Source organism: Mycoplana rhizolycopersici (assembly GCF_013378445.1).
Classification (GTDB): domain Bacteria; phylum Pseudomonadota; class Alphaproteobacteria; order Rhizobiales; family Rhizobiaceae; genus Mycoplana; species Mycoplana rhizolycopersici.
Map to the genome: position 1 here is coordinate 139575 of NZ_JABXYK010000002.1, position 20470 is coordinate 160044.

The following is a 20470-nucleotide window of genomic DNA, read 5'->3' on the forward strand; positions in this document are numbered from 1 at the left end:
GGCGGGTCGGTTTACTGGAAGGCCTGCAGCCCCGTCTGCGCCCGGCCGAGGATTAGCGCATGCACGTCGTGCGTCCCCTCGTAGGTGTTGACGGCCTCGAGGTTCATGACGTGGCGGATCACGCCATATTCGTCGGATACGCCGTTGCCGCCATGCATGTCGCGCGCGACGCGGGCGATGTCGAGCGCCTTGCCGCAGTTGTTGCGCTTCATCAGCGAGATCAGTTCGGCGGAGGCACGATGCTCGTCGAACAGCCTTCCGAGCCGCAGCGCGCCCTGCAGGCCGAGCGCGATCTCGGTCTGCATGTCGGCGAGCTTCTTCTGGATGAGTTGCATCTGCGCCAGCGGTTTTCCGAACTGCTTGCGGTCCATTGTGTACTGGCGCGCGGCGTGCCAGCAGAATTCCGCAGCCCCCATGGCACCCCAGGCGATGCCGTAGCGGGCGCGGTTGAGGCAGCCGAACGGGCCGGCGAGCCCGGCGACTTCCGGCAACAGGTTCTCTTCCGGCACGAACACGTCCTGCATCATGATCATGCCGGTGATCGAGGCGCGCAGCGAGAATTTGCCCTCGATCTTCGGCGTCTCGAAGCCCTTCATGCCGCGCTCGAGGATGAAACCCTTGATCTTGCCGTCATGGGCCTCCGACTTGGCCCAGACGATGGCGATGTCGGCGATCGGCGAATTGGTGATCCAGTTCTTTGCGCCGGAGACCATGTAGCCGCCGTCCACCTTCTTCGCCCGCGTGATCATCGAGGAGGGGTCGGAACCATGGTCCGGCTCGGTCAGGCCGAAGCAGCCGACCCAGTCGCCGGAAGCGAGCTTTGGCAGGTAGCGCGTGCGCTGCGCCTCGGTGCCGTAGGCGAAGATCGGATGCATGACGAGCGAGGATTGCACCGACATCGCCGAGCGATAGCCGGAATCGATTCGCTCCACTTCGCGGGCGACGAGGCCGTAGGAGACGTAGTTGGCGCCCACACCGCCATATTCCTCGGGGATCGTCGGGCCGAGCAGGCCGAGCGCTCCCATCTCGGTCATGATCTCGCGGTGGAAGATCTCGTGGCGGTTGGCCTCGGTGACGCGGGAGGCGAGCTTGTCCTGACAGTAGGCGCGGGCGGCATCGCGGATCATCCGCTCCTCGTCGGTCAACTGATCCTCGAGCAGGAATGGATCTTCCCAGTCGAAGGCGGCCATCTTGGCGCGCGCGTGCTCCGGTGTTGCTTTTCCTGCACTCATCTTGGGGCTTCCTCTTGCCATCGCTTCTCGCGAAATTATCTGCTGCAGAAGTGCTACATCACTCTGCCGCCCGCAGGAAGGGCGGGAACAAAGGGCTCGCGCGAACGCTTTACCTGTTTGCGCATGGCTTCATGCGCCCACCGAATGAAACATCGAGACAACCGATCCTGCATGCTTTTTCAGCCTTCGTCATGATTATGTCCGCCGCCGGTGGCAGGAGAGATGTGTCAATTGCCAAGGAGCAGCCCCTGTGCGTGATCGCTTCAAACGATCGATGATGGATCGTCTGTTCTTCAATCCCGAGCGCTTCGGCGAATTGTTCCGGCCGTTCTTTCCCGATCTCGAACCCGAGTATCGGCCCGCAGGGGTGCGCAGGCGACGGGGAGACGACCCCGGCCTCTCCGAGACAAAAGGATTCGGCTCCAATCCCGGCAATCTGCGCATGTTCGAATACGTGCCGGAGGCCTTGCCGGCCGAAGCCCCGCTCGTCGTCGTCCTGCACGGCTGTCGCCAGACGGCGGAAAGCTACGATCGCGCCGCCGGCTGGACCGCGTTGGCGCGCGAGCAGGGATTTTGCGTGCTCTATCCGGAGCAGAAGGATGCGAACAATCCGCGCCGCTGTTTCAACTGGTTTCGGCCAAGCGAGGTAACGCGCGATCGCGGCGAACTCGCCTCCATCCGCCAGATGATCGTTCATCTGTCCGCCCGCGCCGGCTGCGATCCGACCCGCATCTACATCACCGGACTTTCCGCCGGCGGCGCCATGACTGCCGCCATGCTCGCAAACTACCCCGAACTCTTCGCAGGCGGCGCGATCTTCGCCGGCCTTCCCTTTGGTGCCGCCCGCGATGCGCGCCGGGCGCTGGCGGCGATGGAGCATGCGCCGGAGCGGAGCGCGAGCGAATGGGGCGATCTGGTGCGAGTGGCATCGCCATCGGCCGGTGGCTTGCCCCCGCTCTCGATCTGGCACGGCACCGCCGACCGCACCGTCTCGATCTCGAATGCCGAGGCGCTCGTCGCCCAATGGCTCGACGTACGCGGTATCGATCCGGCAGGTTTTTCGGAAACGCGCGCGAAGGGACGCCGCATCCGCCGCTGGCGTGATGCGATGGGGCGAAGCCAGGTCACCTTCCACCGCATCGCAGGTCTCGCACATGGCACCCCGATCGCGCGCGGCAAAGGCGGCGGCTATGCCGCCCGGCCCGAGCCGTTCATGCTCGAGGCAGGCTTTTCCTCGACGCTGGAGATCGCGCGGGAGTGGGGACTGCTGCGCGTGCGGCCTGCCGCGGCGAAACGGAATCCGACCGCTGTCGTCACGTCTCGAGCTGGGGCAGCGTGAAGCCCGCGCCGTGGTTTTCCTTGACGTCGAACCATTCGCATCAGGCTTGCCCGTCCTCCATCCAGCGAATGGTCATCACGGTCCGCCGGATTTCAACGTGACGGCGTCCCACGGAGAACTGCATGTCTTGCTTCCTGCCGCTGTTGCGTTTGGTCCGGGGGTAGCGAGAGGCAAGAATGGTTGCAGCTAATCAGCTGAAACCTTTACTTGAGAAGCCACTCATGTTCGGCGGCATTGTGGAACTTCCACACTCGCTTCGGTCCCGCCATGACGTTGAGATAGTAGAGATCGTAGCCGTGGATGGTGGCGCAGGGGTGGTAGCCTTTCGGCACCAGCGTCACGTCGCCGTCCTCCACCGCCATCGCCTCGTCGAGCGAGCGATCGTCCGTGTAGACGCGCTGGAAGGCGAAGCCCTGCGGTGGGTTGAGCCGGTGATAATAGGTCTCCTCCAGCAGGCTTTCGTTCGGCAGATCGTCCCGGTCGTGCTTGTGCGAAGGATAGGAGGAGGTGTTGCCGTTCGGCGTAATGACCTCCACGACGAGCAGGGAATGGGCCGCGTTGTCGTCTTCGGGCATGATGTTGTGCACATGGCGGACGTTGGAGCCCTTGCCGCGCGTCAGCTTCGGATGCGTTCCCGGCGGGATCGCCTTCGCCTTGTAGCCGCTGCCGCCCGGCGCAGAGCAGACGGCCAGCTCCAGTTCCGTCTCCGCCGTCACCGACCAGTTGGAGCCGGCCGGCACGTAGAGCGCGTGCGGCGCGCCATCGAAGGGGCTCATGCGCTCGCCGAGAATGCCGAAACTCTCGCCATCCGCCGTCGTCGATCCACGCCCGCTGACGAATACCAGGCACACTTCGCGGCGCCCGGTCTCCGCTGCCGCGATCTCGCCCGGCTTCATCCGGTGCAGGTCGAAGCCCACATAGGTCCAGCCGGCGCTCTCCGGCGTCACATGCGTCACCCGCCCATGGGTTCCGTTCGGCTTGACCAGCAGTTTCGGCATCGGCGTTTCTCCCTGAATGTGTCTATCTGGCCCGACTGCGCCCGGCCGCATGCTTCCCTGTTCTCCTTGGCGGGGAGAACAGGCTGACCGATCACCCCCGGTCCAATCCCGCCTCTCTGGCAAACGCCTTCAGCGCCTTCAGCCCCATCGACTGGTATTCGTACGGGTTGCGCACCAGCGGGTCCTGCTCGGCCTCGATCACCAGCCAGCCGTCATAGCCGTGTTCGGCGGCGATCTTCAGCACCGGCGGGAAATCGACGCCGCCCTCCGGGTCGCCGGGGACGGTGAAGACGCCGCGGCGCACGCCCTCCAGGAACGACAGCCGCTCACCCTCGACCTGCTTTCGGATCGCCGGCCGCACATTCTTGGCGTGGACGTGGCGCACCCGGTCCATGTACCTGCGCGCCAGTTCCGCCGGGTCCGATCCGCCGAACCAGGCGTGGCCGGTGTCGAGCAGGAGCTTGGTGGCAGGTCCGGTATTGTCCATCAGCCGGTCGATCTCGTCGCCCGTCTGCACCACCGTGCCCATGTGGTGATGGTAGACGAGGTCGATGCCCTGGTCGGCACAATATTGCGCGATTGCCTCGACATCGGCGCCGAATTTTTTCCAGGCGTCGTCGGCAAGGACCGGCTTGTCGGCCAGCGCCTTCGCGTCGTCGCCGTGGATGGCGTTCGAGGTCTCGCAGACGATGCAGACCTTGCAGCCATTCGCCTTGAGCATATCGAGATGCGGCTGGATCGCCTTCTTCTCGGCCTCGACGTCATGGGACAGAAGGTTCAGCGAATGCCAGCCCGAGACGAAGACCAGATTGTGCGCGGCCAGCACCTTTTTCAGCTCGGTGCCGTCGTTGGGCATCTTGTGGCCCTTCTCGATGCCGTCGAAACCGATCTTCTCGCAGTCGGACAGGCAGTCCTCAAGCGTCAGGTGCGCCCCGATCGTCCGGTCGTCGTCATTGCTCCAGGCGATCGGATTGGTGCCGTAGCGGATCATGTGGTTCTTTCTCCCAGGTCATAGGTCGAGTTCATAAGGCCCTGCCGGCAGGGCGGGAGCGGCATCTCAGCGCACGTCTTCACCGTTGCAGCTTCCGCGCCGCCTCGTACTTCTCCCGCGCCGCCGCCACCTGCGGCCGCGTGCTTACCTCGGGCACCGCCACGTCCCACCAATGGCCGCCGGCGTCGGTGGTGATCAGCGGATCGGTGTCGATGACGATGACAGAGGTGCGGTCGTTGCCCTTGCTTTGCTCGATCGCCGTCTCCAGGTCGGCAAGCGAAGAGACCTTCACCGCCACCGCACCCATGCTTTCGGCATGCGCGCGGAAGTCGATGTCCGGCATCGTCTCGATCCGGGCGTCCTTGAGCAGGTTGTTGAAGTTGGCCCCGCCGGTCGCCATCTGCAGCCGGTTGATGCAGCCGTAGCCGCGGTTGTCGAGCACCACGACCGTCAGCTTTCTGCCCAGCATGATTGAGGTCGAGAGCTCCGAATTCGCCATCATGTAGGAGCCGTCGCCGACCATGACGATGACGTCGGCATCCGGTCGCGCCATCTTGACGCCGAGCCCGCCGGCGATCTCGTAGCCCATGCAGGAAAAGCCGTATTCCATGTGGTAGCTGCCGGGTGCGCCAGCATGCCAGAGCTTGTGCAACTCGCCCGGCAACCCGCCGGCGGCGCAGACGAGAATGGAATTTTCGCCACCGAGCGTCCGCTGGACGGCGCCGATCACCTGAGCGTCGGAGGGCAGGGCGGCATTGGTCGCAGCCGTTGCCTTGTTTGCCGCGGCCGTCCATTCCGCCTTGCGCCGCGCCGCCGCGGCTTCCACCGCCGCAGGCGCCTTCCAGCCGCCGAGCGCCTCCGAGAGCATTGTCAGTCCCTCGCGCGCGTCGCAGACGAGCGGCAGCGCATCGTGCTTGACGGCGTCGAAGGCAGCGGTGTTCAGCCCGATGATGCGGGCGCGCGCGTCCTTGAACAGCGCCCAGGATCCGGTGGTAAAATCCTGCAGCCGGGTGCCGACGGCGATGATCAGGTCGGCTTCCTCGGCAAAGGCATTGGCGGCCGACGTGCCGGTGACGCCGATCGAACCCATGCAGAGCGGGTGGTCGTCCGGGATGGCCGACTTGCCGGCCTGGGTGACTGCGACGGGCACGCCGTGCAATCCGGCAAACGCCTTCAGCTCGACGGTGGCGCGCGAATAGAGCACCCCGCCCCCGGCGATGATCAGCGGCCTCTCGGCATGGCGGATCGCCTCGATCGCGGCCGCGAATTCGTCCGTGTCCGGCCGCTGCCGGCGCTCCTTCCAGACGCGCTCGGCAAAAAAGCTTTCGGGATAGTCGTAGGCCTCTGCCTGCACGTCCTGGCAGAGCGACAGCGTCACCGGCCCGCAGTCGGCGGGGTCGGTCAGGACCTGCATGGCCCGCTTCAGCGCCGGGATGATCTGCTCCGGCCGGGTGATGCGGTCGAAGTAGCGCGAGACGCAACGGAAGGCATCGTTGACGGAGACCGTGCCGTCGCCAAAGTCCTCGATCTGCTGGAGGACCGGATCGGGGATACGGTTGGCGAAGACGTCTCCGGGCAGGAACAGCACGGGCAGTCGGTTCACGTGCGCCACGCCGGCCGCCGTGACCATGTTCAGGGCGCCGGGGCCAATCGAGGTGGTGCAGGCCATGAAGCGCTGGCGGAAGCTCGCCTTGGCGAAGGCTATGGCCGCATGCGCCATGCCCTGCTCGTTATGGGCGCGGAAGGTCGGCAGGTCCTCGCGCACCTGGTAGAGCGCTTCGCCCATGCCGGCGACATTGCCGTGGCCGAAGATCGCAAAGACGCCGCCGAAGATCGGCACCTTTTTGCCATCGACGATCGTCATCTGGACTTTAAGGAAATGCGCGACGGCCTGTGCCATCGTCAGCCGGATCGTGCTTGCCATCGGGTCTCCTCCACCCATCGTCTCTTCTTGTCCCGTCAACATAATCCTCCGCCCATCAGCGCTGGGCAAGAGTGCCGGGCCGTCCCTCTCGTCCGGCCCTTTGGGTCACCTTCTCCTCGATGGGATTCTGGGCTACTTCGCCCCACGCGCCGAAAGCCAGGCCTCGGTCAACTCCCGGAACCGTCCGGCCATGTCCTTGATCGCTGCCTCGTCGTCGATCCGGCCGGAAAGCCACTGGCGCGCCGCATCGGCGAAGATCGTCCGCCCGACAGCGAACCCCTTCACCGCAGGCGCTGCCTTCGTCGCCTCGAACGCCCGCAGCAATTCCTCCTTGGGCGCCTCCAGCCCGAGCAGCACGATGCCGCGGCAATAGGGGTCGTTTGCGGCGATCACCGCCTCGATGTTCCGCCACGCCTGCGCAGAAGCCTGCGGCTCCAGCTTCCACCAGTCCGGCTTGATGCCGAGCTCGTAGAGCTCCTGCAGGGCGGTGGAAACCGTCTCATCCTCCAACGGTCCGCTCTTGCCGGCGATGATCTCGACCAGCAGTTCGCGTCCAACCCGCCGCGCCGCCTCGAAAAGGGTTCGCAGTTTCTCCTGCTGCTCGGCCTTCAGCGGCGCCGGATCGTCCGGATGATAGAAGCACAGGCACTTGATGCAGTGGCCGGCTGGCCATTCGACGAGCTGAGAGCCGATGTCCTGGCTGAATTCGAAACGCAGCGGCCGCGAGCCGGGCAGTTCCACCGGCCGGCCGATCCAGGAGAAATTCTTCGTCGCCGCGTCGAAAAAGGCGTCGCGGCCGAAGCGCTCGTCGATCAGCATGCCATATCCCGGCCTGCCGTCGGCCACGCGCGCGGCCGCCTCCACCGTCAGCCGCTTGAAGGCGGAGATCTTCTCGTGCGGCACGCCAAGCTGGTCGGCCAGCTCGACAAGCTGCATGCGGTGGTCGCAGGCAAGCGCCATCAGCAGCGGAATCTCGCCGCGCCGTGTCGTCGCCCAGTGCAAGTGGTTGATCGCCTCGTCCTTGCGCAGTGCCCGCTGCGGGCTGCCGTGTTCGAGGAAATAGCTGAGTTCCGCCCAGGTCGGATATTCCGGCGAGCAGAGCAGGCGGGAGACGGCGAAGGCGCCGCAGGCGTTTGCCCATGTCGCGGAGGTGGCGAGATCTTCCCCGCCCAGCCAGCCGCGCAGGAAGCCGGACATGAAGGCATCGCCGGCGCCGAGCACGTTGTAGACCTCGATCGGAAACCCCCTGCCGACGATGCCGTCCTCGAGGTCGTCGCTGATCGCGCCGTCATAGACGATGCAGCCCATGGCGCCGCGCTTGAGCACGATGGTCGCGTCGGAGACCGCACGGATCGCCTTCAGCGAGGAGAGCACGTCGTCCGCGCCGGACGCGATCATGATCTCCTCTTCCGTGCCGATGATCAGGTCGCATTCCGGCAGCGCCGATTTCAGGAGTTGCGAGACGCGCTCGGACTTCACGTAGCGCTCGAAGCCCTCGGCATGGCCGGCAAGGCCCCAGAGGTTCGGGCGATAGTCGATGTCGAAGATGACCTTGCGGCCGGCTTCCCGCGCGATCCGCATCGCCTTGCGTTGCGCGGCTTCGGTGTTGGCCTTCGAGAAATGCGTGCCCGAGACGAGGACGGCGCGGGCGGAATGGATGAATGCCTCGTCGATGTCGTCTTCGCAGAGCGCCATGTCGGCGCAGTCGGTGCGCACGAAGATCATCGGCGAGACGCCCTCCGCCTCGATCGCCAACAGCACCAGCGCGGTCAGGCGCTCGCGGTCGGTGACGATGCCCTGCGTCGAGACGCCCTCGCGGGCGCACTGTTCGCGGATGAAGCGCCCCATCTGCTCGTCGCCGACGCGGGTGATCAGGCCCGATTTCAGCCCGAGCCGGGCGGTGCCGATCGCAATGTTGGCCGGGCAGCCGCCGACCGACTTGGCAAACGAGGTGATGTCCTCCAGCCGGCTGCCGAGCTGCTGCCCGTAGAGATCGACCGACGAGCGCCCGATCGCGATCACGTCGAGGCTCGGTTCAGGCAAGGTATGCGGGTTGTTGTTCGGCATCGGGTCCTCCCTGCGCACGGCCGGTCACGACCATTCGCATCTGCCGAAAATGAAACATCAATTCCGAAGTCTAGTCAATTCGGAATATTTGTTCCATATCGCTTGTGCCCCGTAACACACAGGCCCAAAATCACTTCTGGCCGGATCGCTTGCCGTCGCGTTCCTGCTGGCGGCGCTTCTCGGCGATGGCGACGGGCAGCGCCATGGCAAGTGCCATCGAAGCGGAGAGGGAGCGGAAGCCGCCATAGTCCGCCTCGGCCACCTCGAACCAGTGGGTGGCGCAACCCGCCAGCGGTGAAAACGCCGAATCGGTGATCGCCACGATCGGCACGCCCCGTTCGCTCAAGGCTTGCGCCTGGCCGAGGCTCTCGGCGGCATAGGGCGAAAAGCTGACGGCGATGGCGGCATCGCGCGGGGTGGCAAATCCGGCCAGTTCTCCGTCTATGCCGTTCGGCGAGGCGATCATCTGGTGCCGGATGCCGAGCTTGCCGAAGGCATAGGCCATGTGCGCCGTCAGCGGATAGGACCTTCGCTTGGCGACAAGAAAGATCGTCTCGGCGCTGGCCAGAAGCGCTACGGCCCGTGAAAACACATCCCTGTCGATGGTCGTCGCCAGCCGTGCGACCGACTGGCTGGCAGCGGCGATGAAACCGCCGAGAAGTTCGTTCTCGCCATCGCCGTCCGTGCCCTGTTCGAGGGTCGCAAGCCGGTCCTCGTAGGAAAGCGTGCGTTCGCGCAGTCGCTCGCGGAACACCGTCTGCAGGTCGGAGAACCCGTCGAAGCCGAGGTGATGGGCGAGGCGCACCAGTGTCGAGGGCTGCACGTCTGCGGCAGATGCGATGCTCGCCGCCGTTCCGAAGGCGATTTCGTCGGGATGCCCCAGCGCATAGGCGGCCACCTGCGCCAGGCGTTTCGGCAGCGCTTCCTTACGCTCGATGATGACGCTGCGCAGACTGTCGAAATCCCGCGGCACGCGGATTGCCGCACTATCCTGTTCGTCCATCCTCGATCAGTTCCCCGGTAAAGCCTGTTGCGATCCGATGAAATGTTTATTCCATAAATATCGCAAAATGTCACTTTCATTCCGAAATATTCCGGTCCATCATTTCCGCGCACGCCACGACGGAGGAGAGACGATGGCAGCCATCGGTGTCGGTTTGATCGGTACGGGATATATGGGCAAGTGTCACGCGCTTGCCTGGAACAATGTTGCGACGATATTCGGCGACGTGGACCGGCCGCGTCTGGTTCATCTGGCCGAGCGAAATGCCGAGTTCGCCGCCGCCCGCGCCAGAGAATTCGGCTTTGCCAGGGCAACCGCCGACTGGCGCGAGCTTCTTTCCGATCCGGAGGTCGACGTCATCTCGATCACCACGCCCAACCAGTTTCACGCGGAGATGGCCATTGCGGCACTGGAGGCGGGCAAGCACGTGTGGTGCGAAAAGCCGATGGCCACCTCGCTTGCCGATGCCGAACGGATGCTGGCCGCCGCCAAGCGCTCCGGCAAGGTTGCGATCATCGGCTACAACTACATCCAGAACCCCGTCATGCGTCATATCCGCAAGCTGCTGGAAGAGGGCGCGATCGGCACCGTCACCCAGGTGCGGGTGGAGATGGACGAAGACTTCATGGCCGATCCGGAAGCGCCGTTCTCGCCGCGCAGCGAAAAGGCGTCTGGCTACGGCGCGCTCGACGATTTCGCCGTGCATACGCTGTCGCTGCTGTGGAACCTCGTCGGCCACGCAAAATCCGTCATGACGGATCTCGGCAAGCCCTATGCCGATCGCCCGCTTACGGACGGCGGGCGGCGCACGGTCGAAAACCACGACCAGGCCAGCGTGCTGATGCGGCTGGAAGGCGGCATTCCCGCGGTGCTGATGGTCAACCGCGCGGCCTGGGGCCGCAAGGGGCGCATCGCGCTGCAGATTTTCGGCTCCGCAGGCGCGCTCGTCTACGATCAGGAGCGCATGAACGAGTTCCAGATCTACCGCGCCGCAGGCCCGACGGGAGAGCAGGGGTTCGTCACGGTGCTGGCCGGTCCGCAGCACAGGCCCTACGATCGCTTCGTTCCTGCCCCCGGACACAGCCTCGGTTTCAACGACCTCAAGGTGGTCGAATGCCGTGAACTGGTCGCCGCGATCGGCGGGGAGCCCTTCCGCGCCATCGACTTTGCCGAGGGCCTCCGAATCGAGCGCTCCGTGCATGCGATGGCGCAGTCCTTTGCCGAACGTCGCTGGGTGGACGTCGCGGATGTGTGAGGCGCCGTCCGGATGGGCGTCGGGAACTGTCTGAAATGCAAGAGGCGCGGCCGTCGTCAGGCCGCGCCCCCTCTCGAGCCATTCGAGCGTTCATTTCGCCTCAGAGGACGAAGTCGCTCGCATAGTATTTCGTCAGGTTGGCATAGATCTGGAAATCCGCCTTCCCGTCGCCGTCCACGTCGCCGGAGATGACGTGGCCGGAGTAGCGCAGTTCGCCCGCCCTGTCGTCGAACGAATCCGTACCGATGAACTTGAACGCTTGGTTGCCGCTGCGGTTGACGTTGGCGTCGATGTTGCTGAGATCGATCCTGTCATTCTCGGAGCGATAGAAATCCTCGATGACGTCGCGCTTGCTGCCGACGACGGAATCCTTGATCGAATCGAAGATGAAATAGTCCGAGCCCGAGCCGCCGTTCAGGATATCGTGGCCGCGGCCACCGACGAGATCGTCGTTGCCGTTGCCGCCCAGAAGTTCGTCGCTGCCGGAGCCTCCGACGAGATAGTCGTTGCCGCTGCGGCCCGACAGGATGTCGTTGCCGCTGCCGCCCTTCAGGTCGTTGGCACCGGAATTGCCGCGCAGCGTATCGTTGAAGCCGGTCCCTGTGGCGTTCTCGATGCTCGTGAACGTCTCCTTGTTCGACCCCACCTTGGCGAACTTCTTGTCGAGATCGACATACACGCCGCGGCCGCGCAGGTCGCTGTCGTCCTGCAGCGCATAGCTCAGCGTATCGTTGCCCGAGCCGCCGTTAAAGTAGTTGTCATAGCCGACAGACAGGAACGTATCGTTGTCGTTTTCGCCGTAGTAGTCGCTCTGCAGCGTCTCGACCTCGAACCAGTCGTTGCCGGAGCCGCCGTAGACGACGTCGTAATAGTCGTCGTCGATGGCGTAGCCGTTGTGGATATAGGTGTCGTTGCCGGAGCCGAGGTCGATCTTGTTGCCGCCCTCGAACCAGTTCTTCACATAGTCGTTGCCGCTGCCGGCCTTGACATAGTTGAAGCCGCCGTCGGGGCTCGTGAGGTTCAGGTAGATCGTGTCGTTGCCGCCGTAGGTGTAGATGTCGACCTCGATACGGCCGTTCTGCGTGGCAGTGTCACGGCCGTTGCTGCCTTCGAAAGTGTAGGAGTTGATCCAACCCATAATTGTCGTCCTCTTCCTGCTATGGCGTCGATGATTGAAAGCTTATGCGCACCTTCCTGAATGCGGCTTGAACGAAGCCACGGTCGGCCGACGCACCCAAAGGTTGCTCGAAGTCGTGGCAAAACGAGGCTGAAGAGATGATTCTTTGATGACATCGACGGTCGAGCCGCCGCCATCGCGACGCATACCGCCCGCCTTCGACAAATGGTACTGCCGCAACTATCACGGCACCCCGCGGCACAACAGCCGCGGCGTGGTGCAGCGGTTCCTTGGCTTCTGGGACTGCAACCCGACGACGCTGATTCCTGTGCCGCAGGCCGAGTCCGCGGCACTCTTCGTGGAGATGATGGGCGGCGCTGACAAAATCCTGGCGAAAGGCCGCGAGCTCCACGATCAGGGCCAGTATCTGCTTGCGCAGGAAATCCTGAACAAGCTCGTGCAGGCCGAACCGACGAATGCGGCTGCGAAGGACCTGCTGGCGGACGTCTTCGAGCAGGTCGGTTACCAGCAGGCAAGCCCCGGCGTGCGCAACAGTTTTCTTGCCGCGTCTTATGAACTGCGCACCGGCATTCCACAGGGTGAGACGGCGGACACCAGCAGCCCCGACGTGATCCGGGCCATGTCCACCGAACTGTTTCTCAACTTCCTCGGCATTCGCATGGACAGCCGGAAGGCCGAGGGCATGCGCTTCACCATCAACCTGATCCTACCAGACATTGGTGAGATGTTCCTGGTCGAGATGGAAAACGCGACACTTACCAATATTCAAGGACACCAGGCGAAGGACGCAGACCTTACGCTGACGATCAACCGTTCCGATCTCGAACTGACGATGATGGGCACCAAAACCCTGGAACACTGGGATCATCTTGATTTCGCAGCGATGGCCATCGGCGAGGCTCGCTATGGCCGCTTCAGCATCGTCGGCGACGTCCTCTATACGAAGCTGTCGGGAAGCAGGGGGACGCCCCTGGGAGTTCTGGCCGAGAGCGTGGATGTCGACGCCGAGACGTTCGCAGGCGTGGGCTATTCCATGCTGGAAGACAACAGGGTACGTCTCGATGTGGTTGGTGGTATCCGGGTCTGGCACGTCAATACGTCGGTCTCGGTGAGCGGGGGAAGTCTCGGCAATCAGTCGAGAAATGACGGCGACACCTGGGTCGATGCACTCGGAGGCTTGAAAGGCACCTACTCGTTCACGCCGAACCTGTTCGTGACCGGTTGGGGACTGGTTGGCGGCGGCGGTGCCAATATCGATTGGGACGTGGCTGCCACGCTTGGCTACAAGTTCAACGACACGTTCTCGGCAGTGGCCGGCTACCGCGCATTGGGCGTCGATTACAGCAATGACGGCTTTGTCTTCGATGTCGTCCAGCAGGGGCCGATCCTGGGACTTGTCGTTAAATTCTAGTCCGCTCGACGAGCTGGACGCGACAATGATAAGGAGATCGACGACGCATTTGGCTTGTCAGCTTCATGCACTATGATCACGGATATGTTGATCTGGAGCAGAGGACCCAGCAAACCATCGACAACCCGTTCGGCACGAAGTTGTCATCTATGTCTTGGGAACAAACTGTTACCTATGTGTCTGGGTCGGACAAAGGTCACGTGGCGGAGAAGAAGGGATTCGAACCCTCGATACCGTTCCCGGTATACTCCCTTAGCAGGGGAGCGCCTTCGACCACTCGGCCACCTCTCCGTCGCGGTCCTGATATGGGGAATCGGATGGGCGATCAAGCCTTTTTTCTGGTTGGCGGCGCGCATCCCCGTTTTTGATGGTGGGGACACCGGCGGCCAAAGCCGGAAACATCGCCGGAACTTCAGTTGCTGGCCAGTTGCCAGAAGGAGCCGCCGCAGCGGTCCCTATGCCGCCGGCTCGCCTTCTTCGCGGGTATGCTCTGTCAGGTGACGCCGTTCCGGTGAAGCGAGATGCGGGCGAGTATCGCCATCCGCTTTGCGGCAGACCCCGACCCCTCGGTCTAGCCTGCCCTTGGTGCAGCCCGCCGTTGGTCGAGCCTGGGAGAGTGGCGGAGGGGGCCGGGACGCCCGGACGACGCAAGGGGGGGGCTGGCGGCGCAAAGCAATTGTGATGGCGCTGAGAGTGCTCGAAATCCGGCAACGCATCCTTGCGCGATCGCGCGAGGCGGGCGCGCGCCTCGCCATTCATGCCCTGTTCAACTAGGACCCTCATCATATGGGGCGTACATTGAAAGGGTGGAATTATGAAAAAACTCTCTGTCGTCGTCTTGGCTGCGTTGACCGCATTCTCGGGCGTTTTGCCCGCAGGCGCAGCACCTTTTAGCCTCACCGCGAAACAGCCGGCAGCCATTTCCGTCGATCTTCAGGACGTGCAGTACCGTCGCGATGATCGCGGTCGCGACCGGCACTATCGACGTCCGCCGCCGCGCCACGGCTGGCACAACGGTCACAGGGGCTACCGGGAGTACCGGCCCGGCTATCGCCGCTACAATGACGGATGGTGGTACCCGCTGGCTGCGTTCACTGCCGGTGCCGTCATAGGCGGTGCCATCGCAAGTCCCGGCGTGGCAGCGCCACCCCCGCGCGGCATGAGCCAGGCGCATGTCGACTGGTGCATGTCCCGTTACCGTACCTATCGCGCCTTCGATAACAGCTACGTGCCGCAGATCGGTGTCCGGGCGCAGTGCATTTCGCCGTATCGCTAAAGGTCTGCTGGCCTTTCGCGAAAAACCCCGTCGTCGGTCAGCCGGCGGCGGGGTTTCGTCTTTTGGTGAGTTTGATCGAAACCGTGCGCAAGGGCGCGCGGCATCACGGTCGGACGCTATGCGGCACGGACGTCTCCTAGCGCGTGTCGCGCGCAACCCAGCGGTAAAACCAGAATACGGCGGCGAAGAAACAGAGGAGCTGGACAAGTTGAAAGGTCATATTCGTGATTTCCCGGCTTCCCCTCCCGCACCCGGGCTTAATATATCATTAAGCATTCATCAACTGATATTGCCGCTCCAGCCTGTGGACGGCCGTTTACAAAACGAGATGGCGGAAATGGCTGTTTCGACGCTATCGGAGGCTGCCCGTAAAAAGGGCATCAGGCGTGCCCTGCGTCACCTGATTGGGTTACGCCGCTTGCAGTAGGCACGGCATGCGTTCATGACCTGGTCCGTCTGTGTTCGATCGCCGTTCATTGCCGATTTAGCAATTTCTGCATTAGCGAAATGGGGTTTATCGCAATGCTCGACCCGCCCGCCACAGCCATCTCGGCAGATTCCGCTTGGCTGTTCATCGCTATCAGCGTAAAAATTTCCTCGCACTCCGATATCGATCTTTCGATCTAGAACTCGGTGTTTTCGCGATGGGGCGCGAGACAGGACGCGCCCGGAGTCGTTGCAAGGGAGGCGTGAATGATTACGCGCTTTATCCGTGCCGACGATTTCGTCGGGCCGGATGATCTCAGCATGCTGCAGGAGGTCTTCGACGATCTCTGCAGGGAATGTCTTTTGTCTCACCATTCCGCCGCCGCGGACGAACTGGCACGACAGATCATCCAGTTCTACAAGGCCGGAGCGCGCGATCGCGAAAAGCTCAAGGCGACGGTCTGCCCCCGATTGCGCCGACCGACCGGCTGATCGCGAAAATCGGCGGGTCACCCGCTGCCCGAGGCGCAAGCGCTCAACTCTGCCTCTAAATCGGAGTTCTGGCCGCCCCGTGTCGCGCGCGGGCCGTAGGACCCGCGATGATGGCCGAGATCACGAAACATTTACGACAAGTTGCTGAAACCAAACCGTGCTCTGACACGTATTACAGTCTCAGAGAGTGTGGCTTGTCGGGGAGATGGACTTTGAGCAGAGGATGTGCAGCGGAAAAATCCGTGACGATCGTCAAGCAGAGCGGCAAGTGGGTCGTGACGGTGCGGGTCGAAACCAGTTCGGTTCATACCGCATTTGCAACAGAGGAAGAGGCGCGACGCTTCGAAGCCTATCAGCGCAGCAAGCTTGGCCTGGGTTAGTCCCGAACTGGAGCCAATCGAGCGAATCTCTGGTCACGCTGTTGCGGTGATCGTGCCCAAATCTGTTCACAACAGCCGCTTGCGGCTGCATTGCCGGCAGAAAGCCGCATTTCTTGGGTCTCCTCGTGATTCGAGACGCACCGAAGGCTGAACTGTCGGTTGCGTTTATTTGCGGCGGACATCTGTTATCCATTATCCACGAACGGGGATGCGGTGATTCGCGAATGCGCGGAACCCTTACGGGGCGCGCCAGCCCGATGCTACGAGGAGACGAGACATGACGAATGCCCGGACCCATGAGGTCGCGGAAATGCGCCCGAAGATCACCGTGATCGGCGTCGGCGGCGGCGGCGGCAACGCGGTCAACAACATGATCACCGAGAATCTGCAGGGCGCCGACTTCGTCGTCGCCAATACGGATGCCCAGGCGCTGACCATGTCGAAGGCCACCCGCATCATCCAGCTCGGCGCCGATATCACCGGCGGACTGGGGGCCGGCGCCCATCCGGAGATCGGCCGGGCGGCTGCGGAAGAATCGATCGACGAGATCATGGACCATCTGTCCGGCACCCATATGTGCTTCGTCACAGCCGGCATGGGCGGCGGTACCGGCACCGGGGCTGCGGCTGTCATCGCCCAGGCCGCCCGCAATGCCGGCATCCTGACGGTCGGCGTCGTCACCAAGCCGTTTTCGTTCGAGGGCCGTCGCCGCATGCAGATGGCCGATGAGGGGATCACACGGCTGCGTGAAAGCGCCGATACCGTCATCGTCATTCCCAACCAGAACCTGTTCCGCGTCGCCACGGCCAATACTACCTTCGCCGATGCGTTCATCTTGGCTGACCGCGTGCTCTATTCCGGCGTCAGTTGCATCACCGACCTGATCGTCAAGGAAGGTCTGATCAACCTCGACTTCGCCGACGTTCGCGCCGTGATGAAGGATATGGGGCGTGCGATGATGGGCACCGGCGAGGCGACGGGCGAGGGCAGGGCGATGAAGGCTGCCGAAGCGGCCATTGCCAACCCGCTGCTGGACGAAGCCTCGATGAAGGGAGCCCAGGGCGTGCTGATTTCGATATCCGGCGGCAATGACATGACGCTGTTCGAAGTTGACGAAGCCGCCTCGCGCATTCGCGATGAAGTGCACCACGACGCCAACATCGTCGTCGGCGCCATCTTCGACCAGGAGCTCGCCGGAACCTTCCGCGTTTCGGTGGTTGCAACCGGGCTGGGCGCCATGGAGGCCGAGGCCGGCGCGCACCCGGAGGCCCAGGTTGTCGTCAACTTCCAAAGGTAGCGCCGCCGCAACCGCGTCCGCGCGATCGGGCGCGCCGCAAAATTCAAAGCCGCTTGCGAGCACCCCTCCCGAGCGGCTTCGTCATCAAAGCGTAGGAGCAGGAGCGGGCATACCCCGATCCGTTCGCGATCAGAAATTGCGCTGCAGGCGGATCACGCCGCCCCAGTCCTTCGCGTTCGGTCCCGCCTTTTCGTCCATGTGATTGCGGTAGTTGATTTCCGGCGTCACGGTGAAGCCCGGCGCGATCGTGTAGGTCATGTTCAGCGCCGCTTCGGCGTCGCCGCCCTCGTCGAAGTTGGCCGAGGCGTTCATGGTCGCCTTTTCCGTCATCTTGAAGGTGCCGCCGACCCACAGGGCCCAGTCGCCGCTCCAGCGGGCATAGTTGTTGGGTTCGCTGCCATTGGTGTTCCAGCCGCCCATCGCGAAGAGTTCGACCGGCCCCAGCGTCCCGTCCAGCCGAAGCTTGACCGCACCGGCATTCATCGATTCGTCGTATCCGCCGACCGCGCGGATTCGGAAGCCGTCCGCGGCGTAGCCGAGCGCGGCGACGAGGTCGGGCATGTAATTGTCGTCGGGCTTTGCCGCGTCCGCGACCACGCTATTATCCTGGCCGCCGTCCGGATCGCTGTCGTCTTCTGCTGACAAGGCGAAGCTGAAGCCCGTTTCACCGCCATAGGTGTAGCGGAACTGCGTCCGGCCGAAGTCGCCGTAGTTCACGTCGTAATAGTCGTTGATCGTGTTGCCGGCATCTCCGGTGAATTCGGTATAGAGCGTATCGGAGTATCCGACCCGCAGGCCGCCGAGTTCCAGGTAGGCGTTCTCGATATTGATGCTCGTCGGCCCGTTGTCGTCGTTCTGGATCTCCGCCTCGCTGTAGGTCGAGAGGGCGCCGTACTCCGTATCGGTCGCCGAGGACAGGCGCAGCGCCAGCCGCGAGCGGGTCGACCACGAATCGCCGCCGCCGCCTAGAAAGGTGTCCTGTCCGTTCGGATCACCGCCGGCGGCCTCCACGCGAAGGTATCCGCCGACCTTCAGGCAGGTTTCGGTCCCTGGAATATAGAAGTAGCCGGTGCCGAACGCGTCGCAGACGCGAACGTAGGAAGCAGGCTCCGGCGCCGCGGTCACGGCCGCATCCGCGGCGTGTGCGACGCACGTCGAAAAGAGCAGCGCTGCAAAGGCGGCAAGTGGTGTCTTCATGCGCATTGCCTATGTGGTCTGTTTGGACCCTAAGCATGCCGATGCGGCAGAATTTCAGCCGCCAGTCCGTTTGCGCACGGCCCCGGCATCCCTGTCGCCGATATCGCCGCCGCCGACGTCGAAGCGAATGCTCCCGCCGATCTTGATGCAGGTCTGGGTGCCGCCCAGCTGCGAATATCCCGGGCCGAAATGGGCGCAGGGATTCGTCGGGCGTGATTCTTCCGCCTGGAATTGTTTGATGGCTTCCTCGGCTGAAGCACCGAAAGCCGCTCCGGCACTCAAGCACGTCGCCAAGACAAGTCTGATCGCGGCGCGGCTCATACCGTTGCACTCCATGAAACTACAAAACCAGTCGAAGTCATGTTCGCCGATCCTTCCTTCGCACGCAAGGCAATTGGGATCCGGCGCTCCTTCGCAGTGGGGATGGCAGCTTGCCATCGGCCGGAAAAGCCTGCGGATTTTTGAGTTCAATTAACAGCAATCTAAGTATTACTGAATTTTTATTTGTAAAATATGATTTTAACTGTGAGTTGCTAAAAATTAACGGCATAATTTTCGCCGTGTTTCCATATTACGTAAGTATACGTAGGGAACATTTTTGATACCTACGATAAAATATGTTGTCTCATTCGGGAAAAATATCCAAAATAATCTGATGGTTGGCGTATATTAGCATCCACTTCCAGTGTTATTATTGCAACATTGATGGAAGTCTATTTGAATTATAGTTCAGATATTCGCGCTTCACGGTTGCGTCGTTTGCCGCCGGCTGCAATGTGGCGGTCAGCAGGTCGGGGCACCCACCCGGACATGCGTCAGTCGGACGGATGGACGAGGAGTTCGCCCCCCGACGCAATCGGATCAGAATGTTTGACTGGAGGTCAAAAATGAACATCAAGAGCCTTCTTCTTGGCTCCGCTGCGGCTCTCGCAGCAGTATCCGGCGCACAGGCTGCCGACGCGATCGTCGCCGCTGAGCCCGAGCCGATGGAATACGTCCGCGTCTGTGACGCGTTCGGCACCGGCTACTTCTACATCCCCGGCACCGAGACCTGCCTCAAGATCGGCGGCTACGTCCGCGTCGACATCTCGGGCGGCGACGTCAACGGCCAGGACACCTTCCCCGGCGGTGGCGGCGACTCCTGGAACACCCGTACCCGTGTAGCCCTGCGCCTCTCGACGGCGACCGACACCGAATACGGTGCGCTCAAGACCTTCGTCGAAACCCGCTTCGACCGTGACAACAACACGGATTCGGACACCTACCTGCAGGAAGGTTACATCGAGCTCGGCGGCTTCCTGGTCGGTTACACCGACTCGGCATATTCGAGCTTCACCGGCTTCGGCAACAACAACATCAACGACTACTACGACGTTGACTACGGTGACTTCCAGTCCACCCAGCTGACCTACAAGTACGACACGGGCTCCGGCTTCACCGCCGTGTTCTCGATCGAAGACGGCAGCGACAGCAACGACGACGGCTACAACACGTACGCCAACTACGACAGCTATGTACCGAACCTCGTTGCGGGCGTCGGTTACAACGGTGGCGTATGGCAGCTCCGTGCAGTCGGCGGCTACGACGACTATGCTGAAGAAGGCGCAGTCAAGGTTCGCGGCGACGTCACCTTCGGCCAGGTCTCGCTCTTCGCAATGGGCGGCTGGAACACCGACGGCGACGTCCGGAACAAGTACGCTCGTTGGGATGGCGACTGGGCTGTCTGGCTTGGCGGTTCGTACTCGCTGACCGAAAAGGCAACCATCAACGCCGGTGTCAACTTCGACGACGGCGACAACGTCGAAGCGGCGCTGAACGTTGCCTACCAGGTCGTTCCGGGCTTCACGGTCATTCCGGAACTCAACTACCGCAGCGACATGGACGAGAAGGCTGGCCGCGAGGCCGAAGACTGGGGCGGCGTCATCCGCTTCCAGCGCAACTTCTAATCTCCTCCAGGGGATATCGGAAAACCCGGCGTCGAGCCGGGTTTTCCACATCTGGCCCGGCCGCCGATTCTCGAATCGGTACAGCTGCGGCTCGCAGA

General features: G+C 62.9%; 16 protein-coding genes, 1 tRNA gene and 2 pseudogenes. 9 read left to right on the forward strand and 10 right to left on the reverse strand.

Annotated elements, in window-relative coordinates; translation table 11 throughout:
* Positions 1–11: 11 nt before the first annotated feature.
* Positions 12–1232, reverse strand: coding sequence for an acyl-CoA dehydrogenase (locus HV823_RS03165; RefSeq protein WP_176948296.1), 1221 nt, complete (start codon positions 1230–1232; stop codon positions 12–14).
* A gap of 250 nt (positions 1233–1482) precedes the next feature.
* Here HV823_RS03165 and HV823_RS03170 point away from each other — a divergent pair, with 250 nt between their 5' ends.
* The gene (locus HV823_RS03170; protein WP_343051726.1) at positions 1483–2571 is read left to right on the forward strand and encodes an extracellular catalytic domain type 1 short-chain-length polyhydroxyalkanoate depolymerase; all 1089 of its coding nucleotides are present in this window, start codon (positions 1483–1485) and stop codon (positions 2569–2571) included.
* 203 nt (positions 2572–2774) lie between these two features.
* On the opposite strand, the gene iolB is transcribed toward HV823_RS03170, so the two are convergent.
* The 5 genes from iolB to HV823_RS03195 form a co-directional block, all read right to left on the reverse strand.
* Positions 2775–3569, reverse strand: a complete 795-nt coding sequence (iolB, locus tag HV823_RS03175; protein WP_176948297.1) for a 5-deoxy-glucuronate isomerase — start codon at positions 3567–3569, stop codon at positions 2775–2777.
* Between the two features lie 91 nt (positions 3570–3660).
* Positions 3661–4560 carry a myo-inosose-2 dehydratase gene (gene iolE / locus HV823_RS03180; protein ID WP_176948298.1) on the reverse strand — a complete coding sequence of 300 codons (900 nt, stop codon included), beginning with the start codon at positions 4558–4560 and terminating at the stop codon, positions 3661–3663.
* A 79-nt stretch (positions 4561–4639) separates the two neighbouring features.
* Complete coding sequence (gene iolD / locus HV823_RS03185; protein WP_176948299.1) at positions 4640–6484, reverse strand: 3D-(3,5/4)-trihydroxycyclohexane-1,2-dione acylhydrolase (decyclizing); 1845 nt, start codon at positions 6482–6484, stop codon at positions 4640–4642.
* Between the two features lie 132 nt (positions 6485–6616).
* Positions 6617–8551: a bifunctional 5-dehydro-2-deoxygluconokinase/5-dehydro-2-deoxyphosphogluconate aldolase gene (locus HV823_RS03190; RefSeq protein ID WP_176948300.1), complete on the reverse strand. Its 1935-nt coding sequence runs from the start codon at positions 8549–8551 to the stop codon at positions 6617–6619.
* Between the two features lie 130 nt (positions 8552–8681).
* Positions 8682–9554, reverse strand: coding sequence for a MurR/RpiR family transcriptional regulator (locus HV823_RS03195; RefSeq protein ID WP_176948301.1), 873 nt, complete (start codon positions 9552–9554; stop codon positions 8682–8684).
* A 133-nt stretch (positions 9555–9687) separates the two neighbouring features.
* Here HV823_RS03195 and HV823_RS03200 point away from each other — a divergent pair, with 133 nt between their 5' ends.
* On the forward strand, positions 9688–10809 hold the full coding sequence (locus HV823_RS03200) for a Gfo/Idh/MocA family protein (RefSeq protein WP_176948302.1): 1122 nt from the start codon (positions 9688–9690) through the stop codon (positions 10807–10809).
* 100 nt (positions 10810–10909) lie between these two features.
* Here HV823_RS03200 and HV823_RS03205 read toward each other — a convergent pair whose 3' ends face one another.
* Positions 10910–11947 (reverse strand): calcium-binding protein, encoded by a 1038-nt coding sequence (locus tag HV823_RS03205; protein ID WP_176948303.1) that lies wholly within the window; start codon positions 11945–11947, stop codon positions 10910–10912.
* Between the two features lie 148 nt (positions 11948–12095).
* Between HV823_RS03205 and HV823_RS26570 the strand changes: the two are divergent.
* Both HV823_RS26570 and HV823_RS26575 read left to right on the forward strand, forming a co-directional pair.
* Positions 12096–12791 (forward strand): annotated as a pseudogene (locus HV823_RS26570) (alkyl sulfatase dimerization domain-containing protein); the annotation flags it as partial.
* An 18-nt stretch (positions 12792–12809) separates the two neighbouring features.
* Positions 12810–13358 (forward strand): annotated as a pseudogene (locus tag HV823_RS26575) (hypothetical protein); the annotation flags it as partial.
* Between the two features lie 201 nt (positions 13359–13559).
* On the opposite strand, the gene HV823_RS03215 reads toward HV823_RS26575, so the two are convergent.
* Positions 13560–13649, reverse strand: a tRNA-Ser gene (locus tag HV823_RS03215).
* Between the two features lie 523 nt (positions 13650–14172).
* Between HV823_RS03215 and HV823_RS03220 the strand changes: the two genes are divergently transcribed.
* The 4 genes from HV823_RS03220 (at position 14173) to ftsZ (ending at position 17229) form a co-directional block, all read left to right on the forward strand.
* Positions 14173–14634 (forward strand): BA14K family protein, encoded by a 462-nt coding sequence (locus tag HV823_RS03220; protein WP_176948305.1) that lies wholly within the window; start codon positions 14173–14175, stop codon positions 14632–14634.
* Between the two features lie 693 nt (positions 14635–15327).
* On the forward strand, positions 15328–15552 hold the full coding sequence (locus HV823_RS03225) for a hypothetical protein (protein ID WP_176948306.1): 225 nt from the start codon (positions 15328–15330) through the stop codon (positions 15550–15552).
* Between the two features lie 242 nt (positions 15553–15794).
* Positions 15795–15932 carry a hypothetical protein gene (locus tag HV823_RS03230; protein ID WP_176948307.1) on the forward strand — a complete coding sequence of 46 codons (138 nt, stop codon included), beginning with the start codon at positions 15795–15797 and terminating at the stop codon, positions 15930–15932.
* 277 nt (positions 15933–16209) lie between these two features.
* Positions 16210–17229 carry a cell division protein FtsZ gene (gene ftsZ, locus HV823_RS03235; protein WP_176948308.1) on the forward strand — a complete coding sequence of 340 codons (1020 nt, stop codon included), beginning with the start codon at positions 16210–16212 and terminating at the stop codon, positions 17227–17229.
* A gap of 129 nt (positions 17230–17358) precedes the next feature.
* On the opposite strand, the gene HV823_RS03240 is transcribed toward ftsZ, so the two are convergent.
* Entirely contained in the window at positions 17359–18426 is a 1068-nt protein-coding gene (locus HV823_RS03240) for a porin (protein ID WP_176948309.1), read from the reverse strand.
* Between the two features lie 54 nt (positions 18427–18480).
* Entirely contained in the window at positions 18481–18747 is a 267-nt protein-coding gene (locus HV823_RS03245) for a porin (RefSeq protein WP_176948310.1), read from the reverse strand.
* A 566-nt stretch (positions 18748–19313) separates the two neighbouring features.
* Here HV823_RS03245 and HV823_RS03250 point away from each other — a divergent pair.
* Positions 19314–20372 carry a porin gene (locus tag HV823_RS03250; protein WP_176948311.1) on the forward strand — a complete coding sequence of 353 codons (1059 nt, stop codon included), beginning with the start codon at positions 19314–19316 and terminating at the stop codon, positions 20370–20372.
* The last annotated feature ends 98 nt before the right edge of the window (positions 20373–20470 follow it).